The sequence below is a fragment of the Bariatricus sp. HCP28S3_D3 genome (genome assembly GCF_052065755.1).
Classification (GTDB): domain Bacteria; phylum Bacillota; class Clostridia; order Lachnospirales; family Lachnospiraceae; genus Allocoprococcus.
Map to the genome: position 1 here is coordinate 59,795 of NZ_JBQHTK010000004.1, position 14,616 is coordinate 74,410.

Genomic DNA, 14,616 nt, shown 5'->3' on the forward strand with positions numbered 1-14,616 from the left:
GGATTCTCAAAAATGTCTGGTGTAAAATAATGGCATGGTTGCAGGAAACGGGAAAATTCCTTATAATATAGAAGTGATTTTGGAAAATGGATTGGAAAAGGATTCATATATCATGGAAAACAGCAGAATAGTCTGGAAGAATCAGAAGAAGATGAGAACAGGATACACCACCGGAAGCTGTGCCGCCGCTGCTGCGAAGGCCGCTGCTGTCATGCTGTTAACCGGTGAGAAAATACAGAATGTCAGGCTTATGACACCGGCCGGCATTTTGCTCTATCTGGAAATTGAGCACATTGAGAGACAGAATGATTTCGTCAGCTGTGCGGTGAAAAAGGACAGCGGGGATGATCCGGATGTGACGAACGGAGTCTATGTATTTGCTAAAGTTGCAAAGAATGAGTCCGGCCGGATCACGCTTGACGGAGGGGAAGGTGTGGGCCGCGTGACGCGCAAAGGCCTGGAGCAGGCGGTCGGAGAGGCGGCAATCAATAAGATCCCCAGACAGATGATATTAAATGCCGTTGAAGAGCAGATGAAACTGGCCGGATATGACGGAGGCCTGGAAGTGGTTATTTCCATTCCGGAGGGAAAGAGGCTTGCTGCGCAGACGTTTAATCCGCGGCTTGGCATTGAAGGTGGCATTTCTGTACTTGGAACGACCGGAATCGTGGAGCCTATGAGTGAACGGGCACTGACCGATACCATTTTCATGGAAATGAAGATGCTGAAAGAAAACGGGGCATCTTACTGTTATCTGGTTCCGGGAAATTATGGAACGGATTTTTTGAGAGAAAGTCTTGGTTATGACGGGAATCTGGCTGTGAAATGCAGCAACTATATAGGAGAAGCACTGGATGATGCGGTTTGTCTGGAAATGGAGGGTATTCTTCTGGTTGGGCATATCGGCAAGCTGGTGAAACTGGCCGCCGGTGTCATGAACACACATTCCAGACAGGCGGACTGCCGGATGGAAGTGCTGGCGGCTCATGCGGCAGTTGCAGGGGCCAAAAGGGAGGATGTGGTCAGCATCATGGAGTGCATTACGACAACGGAGGCACTGGATATTCTGAAAAGTGCCGGGATTCTGGAAACGACGATGCGTGGCATCATGGAGAAGATCGAGGAACATATGAGGCATAGAGTGGGGGATCGTGTGGAAACAGCAGCGGTCATGTTTGAGACATCTTACGGGATTCTCGGGAAGACGCCCCTTGCCGATGAGATAGCGGCTAGTATACAAAAAAGGTTATAGAGCAGGGAGAAAAAAGTCATGAAAGGTAGATTTTATGTGGTAGGAACGGGACCGGGGGATCCGGAACTTCTGACGATAAAGGCAGTCAGGATTCTGAGGGAGAGTGACATCATTGCGATTCCTGTTTCGGGTACGGACTTTTCGGGGACCTATTATGAAGAAGAGAAGGAAACAGCTGTGAGGGAAGAACTGCTGGAACGCTGCGCGGCATGGAAAATCGTGCGGCAGGCGGTACCGGAACTGGAAAAGAAAGCAAAGCTGTATTTGTCCATGCCGATGATGAAGCAGAAGGATATTCTTCGGAACATTCATGATGAGGATGCAAAAGCAGCGGCAGGGTGGCTGGAGAAAGGAAAAACGATTGCATTTATTACACTCGGGGATCCATCTGTGTACTCGACGGGGATGTATCTTCATCACAGGATCAAAGAATGGGGATTTGATACCGTTATGGTTCCGGGAGTGCCGTCTTTCTGTGCTGCTGCTGCCCGGATTGATATGGAAATCGCGAAAAACCGGGAGGAAATCCATATCATCCCGGCATCTTACGGAGTGAAGGAGAGCTTGTCGCTTCCCGGGACAAAGATTCTCATGAAAGCGGGTAAGAAGCTCCCGGATGTCAAAGAAGAAGTTAGATCCCGGGGCATGGAAATCTGTATGGTGGAGAATTGTGGAATGGAGCAGGAGAGAATCTACAGATCAGCGGAGGAGATTCCGGATGAGGCGAGTTATTATTCTCTGCTGATCGTGAAGGAGGAAGAATGATGATTCAGTTTGTAGGAGCAGGACCGGGAGCAGAAGATCTGATCACGGTTCGGGGGCAGAAGCTGCTCATGGAGGCGGACATTGTGGTTTACGCAGGATCTCTTGTGAATCCGAAACTGCTGGATATGTGTAAGGAAACATGTGAAATATTCAACAGTGCATATATGACACTGGAGGAAGTGTTGGAGGTATTGATCCACGGGGAGAGAGAAGGAAAGCATGTTGTGAGATTGCACACGGGGGATCCTTGTCTGTATGGGGCAATCAAGGAGCAGATGGATGCGCTTGATGCCGAAGGGATTTCCTATGAAGTATGCCCGGGGGTCAGTTCCTTTTGCGGGGCAGCATCGGCACTAAAAGCGGAATATACACTTCCCGGAATTTCCCAGTCGGTGGTGATTACCAGAATGGCGGGACGTACGCCGGTGCCGGACAGCGAATCCATCCGCAGTTTTGCAGTGCATCAGGCGACGATGGTGATCTTCTTAAGTACCGGTATGCTGGGTGAACTTTCAAAAGAGCTGATTGCAGGAGGATATCCGGAAGATACACCGGCGGCTATCGTGTACAAGGCAACCTGGCCGGAGGAAGAGGTGCATCACTGCGAGGTGAGGACTTTGAAAGAAACTGCAGAAAAATATGGGATCCGTAAAACAGCGCTGATTGTTGTAGGGTCCATCTTAAATGGAGATTACAGGCGTTCGGAGCTCTATAATCCGGCGTTTACGACTGAATTCAGACAAGGAAAGGCAGAATAAGGAGCAGGTATGGGAAAAGTATATGTAGTGGGAATCGGCCCGGGTGCGAAGGACCAGATGACGGTACGAGCGGCAAAGGTTTTAAGCGAATGTCAGGTAATCGTGGGTTATACGGTGTATATTGATCTGATCAAGGAAGAATATCCGGACAAGATCTGTTTGTCTACTCCGATGAGGCAGGAGGTGCAGCGTTGCCGGATGGCGCTTGAGGAGGCCGGGAAAGAACAGAATGTAGCAGTGGTCTGCAGTGGAGATGCAGGGATATATGGAATGGCAGGGCTGGTGTATGAGCTTGCAGCGGATTATTCGGGTGTGGAGATTGAAGTAGTTCCAGGTATCACAGCCGCTTCCGGAGGAGCCGCAATACTTGGAGCGCCGCTGATGCATGATTTTGCAGTCATCAGTCTCAGTGATCTGATGACGCCCTGGGAAAAAATAGAAAAGCGTCTCCGGATGGCTGCAATGGCAGATTTCGTAATCTGCATTTACAATCCTTCCAGCAGGAAAAGAGTGGATTATCTGAAGAAAGCCTGCCTCTGTATGATGGAATATAAAAAGGAAGATACGGTGTGCGGCATTGTAAAAAATATCGGTCGGGAAGGCGAATGTATGAAGATACTGAGTCTTAAGGAACTATCTGAGACGGATGTGGATATGTTTACGACTGTATTTGTAGGAAATGAAGAGACCAGAATAATCGGAGATAAAATGGTGACGCCAAGGGGATACAAGAATGTGTAGAAATTGCAGGGTTTTCTGTGTCGGAGTCGGAGTGGGAGATCAAAAGCTTCTGACGCTGGAAGCAGAGGAATGTATTGAAGAAAGTGATCTGATCATCGGAGCAGCCAGGATGGTAGAATTATTTGCGGATGGGAAACGGCCGCAGTTTATAGAATACCGGCCGGAGAGGATCCGGGATTATCTGGTGGAACATATAGAATATGAAAAATGTGCGGTCCTTTTTTCCGGGGACACCGGATTTTACAGCGGGGCAAAAGCACTGGTAAAGGTCTTGGAGGAAAGTGGGATTGCGGTGCAGATTCTGCCGGGGATTTCTTCAATCGTGTATTTGGCGGCACGCCTTCACACAAGCTGGGAAGATGCTGCGATCTGCAGCATTCACGGAAGAAAGCAGAATTTTATCCAGGCAGTCAGAGAGAACCGAAAGACGTTTCTGATTCTTGGTAAAGATTCCGGCGCGATGATCTGTGAAAAACTGGAATACTACGGACTGCAGAATTTGAAGCTCTATATTGGAAATCGCCTTTCTTATGCGGAGGAAGAGATTCTTACCGTTCAGGCATCGGACGCGAAACCGGAGAATTTCGCGGAGCTTTCTGTTGTGATGATCGAAAACCCGGAGCCATCACGGAGAGCCTGTGTGCATTTGCCGGATGAAGCATTTATCCGTGGAAAAGTGCCGATGACGAAGGAGGAAATCCGAACGTTAAGTCTTGCCAGTCTTATGCTCACCCGGGATGCGGTCCTCTATGATGTCGGCGCCGGAACCGGATCTGTATCGGTCGAAGCGGCACTTCAGGCGCCGGGGATCCGCGTTTATGCTGTGGAAAAAAAGGCGGAGGGCATTGAACTGATTCTGGCAAATAAGAAAAAGTTTATGACGGACAATCTGGAGGTTATTCATGGTGTGGCACCGCAGGTGCTGGAAGGCCTGGAAATACCCACCCATGTATTTATCGGAGGAAGCTCCGGAAATCTGAAAGAAATCCTGCGATGCGTCCGCAGGAAGAATCCGGACGCAAGGATCGTGATCAATGCAATCTCGTTGGAAACACTGAAAGAAGTGATGGAAGCTGCAGAAGAAGGACTTCTTCAGGAACCTGAGATCCGTCAGATCACGGCATCAAGAGCGCATAAGCTTGGAGATTATCACATGATGATGGGAATGAATCCTGTTTATATTGTATCAGATGGGAGAATAGATGGATAAATGAAAATACCTGGAATTATGATTGCGGCTACGGCGAGCGGAAGCGGGAAGACGGCAGTCACCTGTGCCCTGATGGAAGCTCTTGTGAAAAAAGGAATAGGTGTGGCAGCATGCAAATGTGGTCCGGATTATATTGATCCCATGTTTCACCGGAACGTGCTGGGAATCGATTCGGAAAATCTGGATCTGTTTTTCTGCGAAAAAGAGCAGCTGCGCTCTTGTTTTACACGACATGCGTCAAATGCCGATGCAGCCGTCATTGAAGGCGTTATGGGATATTATGACGGGATGGGCCTTGGCACAGAGGAGGCGAGCTCCTATGATGTGGCACGAACGCTTGGCGTTCCGGTGATCCTGGTGCTTCCGTGCCGCGGAATGGCTCTGTCGATTCTGGCTGTGCTAAAGGGAATGCTGGAATTCCGGAACGACAGCCATATCAGCGGAATCATTCTAAACCGTATTTCACCGTCACTGTATCCGAAAATGAAAGAGATGATCGTGCACGGGCTGCGGGAGATGGGGCATGATGTGAAAGTGCTGGGATATGTGCCGGAACATCCTGCGTTTCAGCTGGAGAGCCGTCATCTGGGACTCATCCTTCCGGAGGAAATTGCTGATCTTAAGAAACAGATTGAAGAGGCGGCAGAGATCCTTGAGAAAAGTGTGGATCTGGATGCGGTGCTCGCACTGATGGATTCGGATGTAGAAAGAAAGAATTCAGCAGAAAGCGAAGTGGTACCGGGAAACCGGGATGCAAAGGAGCCTGTTACAATTGCTGTTGCGTGGGATGCTGCGTTTTGCTTTTATTATAAAGAAAATCTGGAAATTCTGAAAACGCTTGGATGTAGGCTGGTCTGGTTCAGTCCTCTGGAGGATAGCAAGATACCTGAAGAGGCAGATGGGATACTGCTTGGCGGAGGATATCCGGAAATCTATGCCAGACAGCTTTCTGCCAATGCATCCATGAGACAGGATCTGAAAGAAAAGCTGAATCAGGGAATGCCGTGTATCGCAGAATGCGGAGGGTTTCTGTATCTTCTGGAACAGCTTCAGGGAACGGACAAAAGCTTTTATCCGATGGTAGGATTGCTCGAAGGAAGTGCAGAAAAGAAAGAGCGGCTGATCCGTTTCGGGTACATGAATGTAAGAGCAGAAGCAGACGGATGTTATCTGCGGAAGGGAGAGTGTATCCGGGGACATGAATTCCATTATTGGGAAGCCCAAAAAATAGGAGAAGACTGTCTGGCTGAGAAGCCGGACGGAAGACGGAGCTGGAGAGAAATCCATATGAAGAACAGGATTTTTGCGGGATTTCCGCATCTTTACTGGGGCTCAAACCCGGAATTTGCCGTAAGATTTGTGAAAGAATGCCAAAGGAGACGAAAAGAATGCAGGAGAAAATAAAAACAGAACAGGAACAGCTGGAAGAGATAAAAATGCAGATTCGGCCTCTGGATGAAAAGAGCATGGATCTTGCAAAGAAGAGGTGGATGAGCGTTGCAAAGCCACTGTTCAGTCTGGGGAAGCTGGAGAAAGCAGTGATTCAGATTGCGGGGATCCTGGGAACAGATTACTATGAATTGAAAAAGAAGGGCCTTATTATCATGTGTGCCGATAATGGAGTGGTAGAAGAGGGAGTCACACAGACCGGGCAGGATGTGACGGCGGCTGTGGCGGATAATTTCACCAAAGGGCAGGCGAGTACCTGTATTATGGCTCAGGTAGCAAATGTTGATGTCTTCCCGGTTGATATCGGAATGGTATGTGATGTTGCTTCTGTCACAAAACCGGCTGATAAGGTGGCGTACGGCACAGCCAATCTGGCCAAAGGACCGGCAATGACCCGGGAACAGGTGCTGCAGGCAACTATGGTCGGCATCCGTCAGGTGAAAGAAAAGAAAGAGGCCGGTTATGCCATCCTGGCGACCGGAGAAATGGGAATCGGAAATACGACTACCAGCAGTGCGGTGGCAGCGGTGCTTTTAAATGAAGAAGCAGAGACTGTAACAGGAAAAGGAGCCGGACTTAGTAGTGATGGACTGAAGAGGAAGATCCGGGTCATCCGGGAAGCAATTGAAAAACAGAAACCGGAACAACAGGATGTGATCGATGCCCTTTCTAAAGTGGGCGGCCTGGATATAGCGGGCCTTATGGGGGTATTCCTGGGAGGAGCCATGTATCGGATTCCAGTCGTGATCGACGGGTTTATCTCTGCTGTGGCGGCACTTTGCGCGGTACGTCTTGTGCCGGAGGCGGCCGGATATATTCTGCCTTCTCATGTGTCAAAGGAACCTGCCGGGCAGCTTGTACTGGATGCGCTCGGCATGTCTCCACTTTTGACCTGTGACATGTGTCTCGGTGAAGGAAGCGGAGCGGTGGCGGTGATGCCGCTCCTTGAAATGGGCCTTCAGGTGTATCGGAAAATGGGAACATTTTCGGAAATGGATATTGAGCAGTATCAGGTATTATCATAACAGTGTGGAGTGAGTACGATGAATTGGATACAATCTTTGATCATTGCATGTTCCATGTATTCCAGGATCCCGATGCCGGTGATCGAATGGAATGAAAAAAATATGAAGTATGCGATGTGTTTTTTCCCGCTGATAGGCGTGGTGACAGGGGGTATACAGTATCTTGCCGGAAGCGTGATGTACCATCTTTCTGTAGGGAGAATTTTGCTCGCGGCGGTGATGACGTTACTCCCTGTCGTGGTAAGCGGCGGAATTCACCTGGATGGATTTATGGATACGATGGACGCGCTTGGTTCCTGCGGGGACCGGCAAAAGAAGCTGGAAATTCTGAAGGATTCTCACAGCGGAGCATTCGCTGTCATGGGAATGGGATGTTATCTGGTGTGGAGTCTGGGAATCTGGTCGGAACTTACGGAAGAAATGCTGGCACCGGCTGCGTGTATCTATGTCATTTCCAGAGCCCTCAGCGGATATTCGGTGGTCACTTTTCCTGCGGCGAAAGACAGCGGGCTTGCGCGGACCTTTCAGGATCGCGCACAGAAAAGAACGGTGCAGATTACGTCTGTCCTGTGGCTGCTTGCGGGAGCTGCGCTGATGTTGTGGACGGATGCACGTGCTTCGATAGGAGCGGCCATCGGCGTTTTCTGTTCTTGGGTCTATTATCGCAGGATCTGCAGAAAACAATTTGGAGGAGTGACAGGGGATCTGGCAGGATTTTTCCTTCAGGTCAGTGAACTTGCCATGCTGACAGGAATGGTGGTGATGCAGGCATGGAAGTGATATTGATCCGTCATTTTAAGACAAAAGGGAATCTGGAAAAAAGATATATCGGAAGAACGGATGAGCCGCTTGACCGGATGGCGATACCACAGCGTATGCAGGAACTGAAGACCGAGCGGGTAATTGTAAGCCCGATGAAACGTTGCAGGCAGACCGCGGAGATCCTCTTCCCCGGGCAGACACAGACTGTCTGTGATAGCCTTAGGGAATGTGATTTTGGAGAGTTTGAAGGTAAGAATTATTTAGAATTGTCAGCGAATCCGCTTTATCAGGGATGGATTGATTCCGGCGGTACGATGCCATTTCCGGGAGGGGAAAGTCATGATGGATTCCGGAAACGGTGTGTGCAGGGATTTGAGCATATGATGGATCAGCTTGAGAAGGATGCCTGTAAAAATGCCGCTTTTGTTGTTCACGGAGGAACAATCATGTCAATTCTGGAAACGTTTGATCCGGAACACAGAGAATTTTATCACTGGCAGGCGGCAAACGGAGAAGGATTTCGAATTAAGATTCCGGACGAAGCATGGAAGTCCGGCAGAAAATATTTTGCGGAGATTGAGAAACTATGAGAATACTTTGTGTCTGTGTGGCAGGTTTTGTGCTGGATGCCATTTTGGGGGATCCGGTGTGGCTGTATCATCCGGTGCGGCTGATTGGGAAATGGATTGAAATCATGGAAAAGGTGCTTCGGGCGATATGCGGAGAAACAGACCGGGCGCTGCACGTGGCGGGGATCGTTCTCTGGTTTGCAGTCGTTATCGTTTCGACAGGGATTCCTGTAATTCTTTTATACTTTATAAATTCTGTAAATCCGTGGCTGGCATTTGTCGTGGAAATGTTCTGGTGCTATCAGATTCTTGCGGGGAAATCACTGAAAACGGAAAGTCGGAAGGTGTATGATCGTTTGAAGGAACATGATCTTCCTGGAGCGAGATATGCGGTCTCCATGATCGTCGGAAGGGACACGAAAAATCTGAGTGAGCAGGGTGTGACAAAGGCAGCTGTAGAAACGGTGGCTGAAAATACATCTGACGGGGTGATCGCGCCACTATTTTACCTGATGATAGGCGGGGCGCCCCTCGGATTTTTCTATAAAGCTGTGAATACGATGGATTCTATGGTAGGATATAAGAATGACAAGTATCTGTATTTCGGAAGGTTTGCTGCGAAAATGGATGATCTGTCCAATTATATTCCGGCAAGGCTTTCCGCATTTTTTATGATACTGAGTGCGTTTTGCCTTGGAATGGATGGCAAAGGAGCCCTTCGGATCTATTTGCGTGACCGGAGAAAACATGCCAGTCCCAATTCGGCACAGACAGAAGCAGTCTGCGCAGGGGCGCTGGGAGTACAGCTGGCGGGAGATGCATATTATTTTGGAAAATTATATCATAAGGAAACGATCGGTGATCCGGTCAGAGAAATAGAGGCGGAGGATATTGTCCGGGCTGGCCGTCTGATGGACGGAACAGCGGTGTTAACGCTGATCGTACTGGGCCTTCTCCGGATTGTGGTTTTTTAGAAATAACAGAAGAAGTGTACAAATCAACAGAAAGGGGAAGAACATTGGAATATATACATGGCGGAGATATTTACACATACACGGGAATGACAGACTTTTCCGTTAATGTAGGACCGTTTGGACCAAGTATGGCAGTGATGGAAGCGGCGAGAAAGGCAGTCGCTGAGATTGGTAATTATCCGGACAGCCGGTGCGGGAAGCTGAGAGAGGCGTTGGAAAAAGACACCGGAATACCGGGAAAACAGTTCGTCTTTGGAAACGGCGCTGCAGAGTTGATTTACGATGTGGTTCGTGCGGTGCGTCCGAAGAAGGCAGTCATCAGTGTTCCGACGTTTGCAGAGTATGAGCAGGCCCTTCAGACAGAGGAATGTGAAATTCTGTATCATGAAAAGAAAGAGGAGGAAGGATTTGCGCTGGGTGAGGATTTCCTGGAGTTTTTGCGGGATGATGTGGATATAGTGTTCCTTTGTTCACCGGATAATCCGTCCGGAAGAAGCGTGCCGAAAGGACTGCTTCGAAAAATACTGAGAATATGTGAAGAAAAACAGATCTTTATGGTGTTGGATGAATGTTTTCTGGATTTTATGGAGAATGCATCCGAAATGACAATGATAAAAGAAGCGGCAAAGAGCAGTTATCTCATGGTGATCCGGGCATTTACCAAAATGCATGCCATGCCCGGACTCCGCTCGGGGTATGCAGTGAGTAGAAATGAAAGCATTCTGGAGAAAATGGAACGATGTCGGCAGCCCTGGAATGTATCAATCCCTGCTCAGGCGGCATCACTTGCGGCACTTAAGGAAAAGAAAAGAGTGCAGACGACCAGGGAATTTATTACCAGGGAAAGAAAATGGATGGAAGAAGGGCTGGCGGAGATTGGAGTTACCTTCTTCCCATCGGAAGTAAACTACATTTTGCTGAAAAGTGATCTGGATCTGTTTGAGAAGATGAAGGAATATCGGATCCTGATCCGGGACTGCAGCAATTACCGGGGACTAGAGAAAGGATTTTACAGGATTGCGATCCGGCAGCGCGGGGATAATCACAGATTGCTGGAAGCATTGTATGATATATATTCGAAGAGTGTGAAGGTAGAAGAAACGGAGGAGACAGATGGCGAAATCGATCATGATCCAGGGAACGATGTCTAATGTGGGCAAGAGTATTCTTGTCGGAGGGCTATGCCGCATTCTGAGGCAGGACGGCCTTCGCGTAGCACCGTTTAAATCCCAGAATATGGCACTCAATTCCTTTATCACCACGGAAGGTCTGGAGATGGGGCGCGCTCAGGTGATGCAGGCTGAGGCGGCAGGTATTCAGCCGTCTGTTGATATGAATCCAATCCTGCTGAAACCGACCACGGATACGGGATCGCAGGTAATCGTGCGGGGTGAAGTGACGCGAACGATGTCTGCATCGGAATATTTTCGAAAAAAGAAAGAATATATACCGATGATTCTGGAAGCGTATCATCGGTTGGAAGAACAGTATGATGTTATTGTGATCGAAGGTGCCGGGAGTCCGGCCGAGATCAATCTGAAACAAAATGATATTGTCAATATGGGACTGGCGGATATGGTGGATGCGCCGGTCCTTCTGGCGGGCGATATAGATCGTGGCGGAGTGTTTGCACAGATCGTGGGGACGATTGAACTTCTGGAAGAACATGAGAGGATGCGGGTCAAAGGAACGATCATCAACAAATTCCGGGGGGACAAAGGAATTCTGAAACCGGGACTTACGATGTTGGAGGAAAGAACCGGGATACCGGTCTGTGGGGTGGTACCGTATCTGCACCTTGACATTGATGAAGAGGACAGTCTGACGGAGCGGTTTGAAAGAAAAGGTGGTTCCGGCCTGGCAGACATTGTTGTCATACGGCTTCCGAGAATCTCGAATTTTACAGATTTTGCACCGCTGGAACACAGGAAAGAACTTTCTGTCCGATATGTCTCATCTGCAGGGGATTTTGGTAATCCGGATGCGGTTCTGATCCCGGGGAGCAAGAATACGATGGAAGATCTGTTGTGGATGCGCCAGAATGGTCTGGAAGGGAAAATACTCCGGCATGCGTCTTCCGGAAAATTAGTTTTCGGGATCTGTGGCGGATATCAGATGCTGGGAGAGGAGATTCTTGATCCTGAACAGGTGGAAAAAGGCGGCAGCATTCAGGGAATGGGACTGCTTCCGATTTGCACTGTTTTTCAGGGGGAAAAGACAAGGAGCAGAATTCATGGATGTTTCGGTGATACACAAGGAATCCTGAGCGGACTTTCCGGATCACATCTGGAAGGATATGAGATCCATATGGGCAGGACAACTCTGAGAAAAGGAAACCCGCTCCTTAAGATTCAGGAAGAACTGCATGAAGAGACGGGAAAAGTGGATGGCACCTGGCAGGGAAATGTGTATGGTTGTTATATCCATGGAATCTTTGATTCGGCTGAAGTGTCGGACGGATTGGTAAGGGCTGTCTTAAAAGCAAAGGGAGTGGATACGGATCAAGTCATGACGATGGATTACAACCGATATAAGGAAAATCAATATGACCTTCTCGCAGATGCCCTGCGGGAGAATCTGGATATGAATTATATTTATGAAGTAATTGAGAAAGGGATGAAGATGCCATGCAGTCTGTGATTCGAATCGGAAGCAGAAAAAGTAAGCTTGCGGTGATACAGGCCGAAATTGTAAAAAAACGGATTTTGCAGTTTCATCCGGAACTGGAAATTGAAATTGTAACGATGAAAACAACCGGAGATAAGATCCTGCATCAGAGCCTTGAGAAGATCGGGGGAAAGGGGCTGTTTGTGAAAGAACTGGATCATGCACTCATGGAGGGCAGGATCGATCTGGCAGTGCACAGTCTGAAAGATATGCCTTCGGAAATATCGAAGGAGTTACCGGTCTTTGCATTTCCGAAAAGAGGAGATCCGCGGGATGTGCTGGTCTATTCAGAGCAGGCCGTGCAAACGGGAAGGCTACAGATCATTGGGACCGGCAGCAGGAGAAGGCAGATCCAGATGGCAGAACGGTTTGGGGACTGCAGATTTGAAGGAATACGGGGAAACATCCGGACCCGCTTGGAGAAGCTGGAGACGGAGTCATACGATGCTCTTGTACTGGCGGCAGCAGGACTTCAACGGCTGGGGTTGGAGTCGCGGATCGGAAGATATTTCGATGTGGAGGAAATGATCCCGGCAGCGGGTCAGGGGATTTTGGCAGTGCAGGGAAGAAAAGGAGAAAACTGGATCTGGGAAGAGATTCTGGATCACAGAGAGACGCGAGCAGCAGCGCTTGCTGAACGGCAGTTTATTGCGGAACTGGGAGGAGGGTGTACATCACCGGTTGCGGCACACGCGAGGACGAAAGGGGAAGAACTCTGTCTGTCGGGACTTTATTATCGTGAGTCGGATGGTCGGTTTTTTAAGGAAAAGATCGCGGGGACTTGTCAAAAAGCGCAGGAAGCAGGCGCCCTGCTTGCAAAAGAGATGAGACGGAAATATGGTGATTGATAAAAAAATCAGGGAGACGGACATGGAGCAGCAAGGAAAGGTATGGCTTGCGGGAGCAGGACCCGGTGATGTCGGCCTATTAACAATAAAAACAAGAAAAATCATGGAGGAGGCAGATACAATCGTATATGATGCACTGGTCAGTACAGAAATCCTCAGCTTGATTCCGGATGAAAAAGAAATGATTGATGTAGGAAAACGCCAGGGAAATCATCCTGTCCCGCAAAAAGAGATCAATCAGATTTTGCTGGAAAAGGCAATGGAAGGAAAAAAGGTACTCCGTCTTAAAGGCGGGGATCCATTTGTGTTTGGAAGAGGAGGAGAGGAGGCAGAAGTGCTTGCGGAACACGGAATACTATTTGAAGTGGTTCCGGGAGTTACATCTGCAGCAGCTGTTCCGGCCTATGCAGGAATTCCGGTGACACATCGCGATTACACGTCTTCTTTTCATGTAATTACAGGACATCCGAGAAAAGACGGAAGCAGCCGGATCGATTATCCGGCGTTGGTTTCATTAAAGGGGACATTGGTTTTCCTCATGGGGATCACTTCGCTTGGAAAGATCTGTCGTGGACTTATGGATGCAGGTATGGATCCAGATACCATGGCAGCTGTCATAGCGAAAGGAACAACGGCTGGACAAAAAAATGTGGTTTCCACGTTGGAACATTTGGAAGACGAAGTCCTGCTTTCCGGAATCGGGACACCTGCATTGGTCGTAGTCGGGTCGGTCTGTTCACTGGCAGGACGGTTTGCTTGGAGGGCAGCTCTGCCTCTTAACGGGAAACAGATTGTAGTGACCAGACCCAGGGAAAATCCGGGACATCTGGCTGGGTGGCTGAGAACATTAGGAGCACAGGTCATTGAAATGCCTACTATACGTACCAAGGTGATCTCGCCGAATGAGAGACTATGTGAAGTGATGAAAAAATTCGGAACATGTGCCGATCAGGAATGGCTGATATTTACCAGTGCGATCGGTGTGCGGGTATTCTTTCAGGAACTGAAACATCTTAAAATCGATCTGCGGCAGCTGCTTGGGGGACCGGCGGATATAAAAATTGCCGCAATCGGTGCTGCAACAGAAAGGGAGCTTGCAGGAACAGGCATTTTTGCGGATGTGGTTCCGGAGATTTTTAACGCGGAGAGTCTGGGAACTTGTATTGCAGAAAAGGCAGCTCCGGGAAGTCATATCGTCATTGTGCGGGCGGAGCAGGGATCTCCCGAATTGTTGCCTCCACTTGCGAGAAAGAGACTTGCTGTTGAAGATATTCCGCTCTATACTACGGTGTATACAGGAAATGATGCTGTGACCGGAAGAGTGAAGCATCTGCTTGAAAATGGAGAAATTGATATCGTAACATTTACCAGCGCTTCTACGGTAAGAGGGTTCATGGCTTCTTTCGAGGAGAGTGGATTTGAAAACATGTGCGCAGTTTGTATCGGGGAGCAGACAAAAAGAGAAGCCGAGCGTTGCATGAAGACATCGGACGAGAGAAATGCACTACAGATTCTGACGGCAGAAGAAGCCTCAGAAGAAGGAATCCTTCAGACAATTTGTGATCATTTCCTGCAGAATACGAAAAGAGAATGAAT

14 protein-coding genes are annotated in these 14,616 nt (G+C 48.8%); all 14 read left to right on the forward strand.

Annotated features, from left to right (window positions below):
- Nucleotides 1–112: 112 nt before the first annotated feature.
- From cbiD to cobA, 14 genes are read left to right on the forward strand one after another with little or no spacing between them, the layout of a single operon-like run.
- Nucleotides 113–1,252, forward strand: a complete 1,140-nt coding sequence (cbiD, locus tag ACTNB3_RS04890) for a cobalt-precorrin-5B (C(1))-methyltransferase CbiD (RefSeq protein ID WP_441024729.1) — start codon at nt 113–115, stop codon at nt 1,250–1,252.
- 18 nt (nt 1,253–1,270) lie between these two features.
- The gene (gene cobI / locus ACTNB3_RS04895; protein WP_441024660.1) at nt 1,271–2,017 is read left to right on the forward strand and encodes a precorrin-2 C(20)-methyltransferase; all 747 of its coding nucleotides are present in this window, start codon (nt 1,271–1,273) and stop codon (nt 2,015–2,017) included.
- The gene (gene cobM / locus ACTNB3_RS04900) at nt 2,017–2,775 is read left to right on the forward strand and encodes a precorrin-4 C(11)-methyltransferase (protein WP_441024730.1); all 759 of its coding nucleotides are present in this window, start codon (nt 2,017–2,019) and stop codon (nt 2,773–2,775) included. Before cobI ends, cobM begins: the two co-directional genes overlap by 1 nt.
- 9 nt (nt 2,776–2,784) lie before the next feature.
- Nucleotides 2,785–3,516, forward strand: a complete 732-nt coding sequence (cobJ, locus tag ACTNB3_RS04905; RefSeq protein WP_427820604.1) for a precorrin-3B C(17)-methyltransferase — start codon at nt 2,785–2,787, stop codon at nt 3,514–3,516.
- The gene (cbiE, locus tag ACTNB3_RS04910; RefSeq protein ID WP_441024662.1) at nt 3,509–4,726 is read left to right on the forward strand and encodes a precorrin-6y C5,15-methyltransferase (decarboxylating) subunit CbiE; all 1,218 of its coding nucleotides are present in this window, start codon (nt 3,509–3,511) and stop codon (nt 4,724–4,726) included. The genes cobJ and cbiE overlap by 8 nt, the downstream gene beginning before the upstream one ends.
- Complete coding sequence (locus ACTNB3_RS04915) at nt 4,727–6,130, forward strand: cobyrinate a,c-diamide synthase (RefSeq protein ID WP_427820606.1); 1,404 nt, start codon at nt 4,727–4,729, stop codon at nt 6,128–6,130.
- The gene (cobT, locus tag ACTNB3_RS04920) at nt 6,115–7,200 is read left to right on the forward strand and encodes a nicotinate-nucleotide--dimethylbenzimidazole phosphoribosyltransferase (protein ID WP_441024663.1); all 1,086 of its coding nucleotides are present in this window, start codon (nt 6,115–6,117) and stop codon (nt 7,198–7,200) included. Before ACTNB3_RS04915 ends, cobT begins: the two co-directional genes overlap by 16 nt.
- Nucleotides 7,201–7,218: 18 nt before the next feature.
- Nucleotides 7,219–7,980, forward strand: a complete 762-nt coding sequence (locus ACTNB3_RS04925; protein WP_427820608.1) for an adenosylcobinamide-GDP ribazoletransferase — start codon at nt 7,219–7,221, stop codon at nt 7,978–7,980.
- Nucleotides 7,971–8,552: a histidine phosphatase family protein gene (locus ACTNB3_RS04930; protein ID WP_427820609.1), complete on the forward strand. Its 582-nt coding sequence runs from the start codon at nt 7,971–7,973 to the stop codon at nt 8,550–8,552. Before ACTNB3_RS04925 ends, ACTNB3_RS04930 begins: the two co-directional genes overlap by 10 nt.
- Nucleotides 8,549–9,505 carry an adenosylcobinamide-phosphate synthase CbiB gene (gene cbiB, locus ACTNB3_RS04935; protein WP_441024664.1) on the forward strand — a complete coding sequence of 319 codons (957 nt, stop codon included), beginning with the start codon at nt 8,549–8,551 and terminating at the stop codon, nt 9,503–9,505. The genes ACTNB3_RS04930 and cbiB overlap by 4 nt, the downstream gene beginning before the upstream one ends.
- Nucleotides 9,506–9,549: 44 nt before the next feature.
- Nucleotides 9,550–10,656 carry a pyridoxal phosphate-dependent aminotransferase gene (locus ACTNB3_RS04940; RefSeq protein WP_427807228.1) on the forward strand — a complete coding sequence of 369 codons (1,107 nt, stop codon included), beginning with the start codon at nt 9,550–9,552 and terminating at the stop codon, nt 10,654–10,656.
- A complete protein-coding gene (locus ACTNB3_RS04945; protein WP_441024666.1) occupies nt 10,619–12,145 on the forward strand; it encodes a cobyric acid synthase in 1,527 nt (508 codons plus the stop codon). The genes ACTNB3_RS04940 and ACTNB3_RS04945 overlap by 38 nt, the downstream gene beginning before the upstream one ends.
- The gene (gene hemC, locus ACTNB3_RS04950; RefSeq protein WP_441024667.1) at nt 12,133–13,020 is read left to right on the forward strand and encodes a hydroxymethylbilane synthase; all 888 of its coding nucleotides are present in this window, start codon (nt 12,133–12,135) and stop codon (nt 13,018–13,020) included. Before ACTNB3_RS04945 ends, hemC begins: the two co-directional genes overlap by 13 nt.
- Entirely contained in the window at nt 13,010–14,614 is a 1,605-nt protein-coding gene (gene cobA / locus ACTNB3_RS04955; protein ID WP_441024668.1) for a uroporphyrinogen-III C-methyltransferase, read from the forward strand. The genes hemC and cobA overlap by 11 nt, the downstream gene beginning before the upstream one ends.
- Nucleotides 14,615–14,616 lie beyond the last annotated feature (2 nt).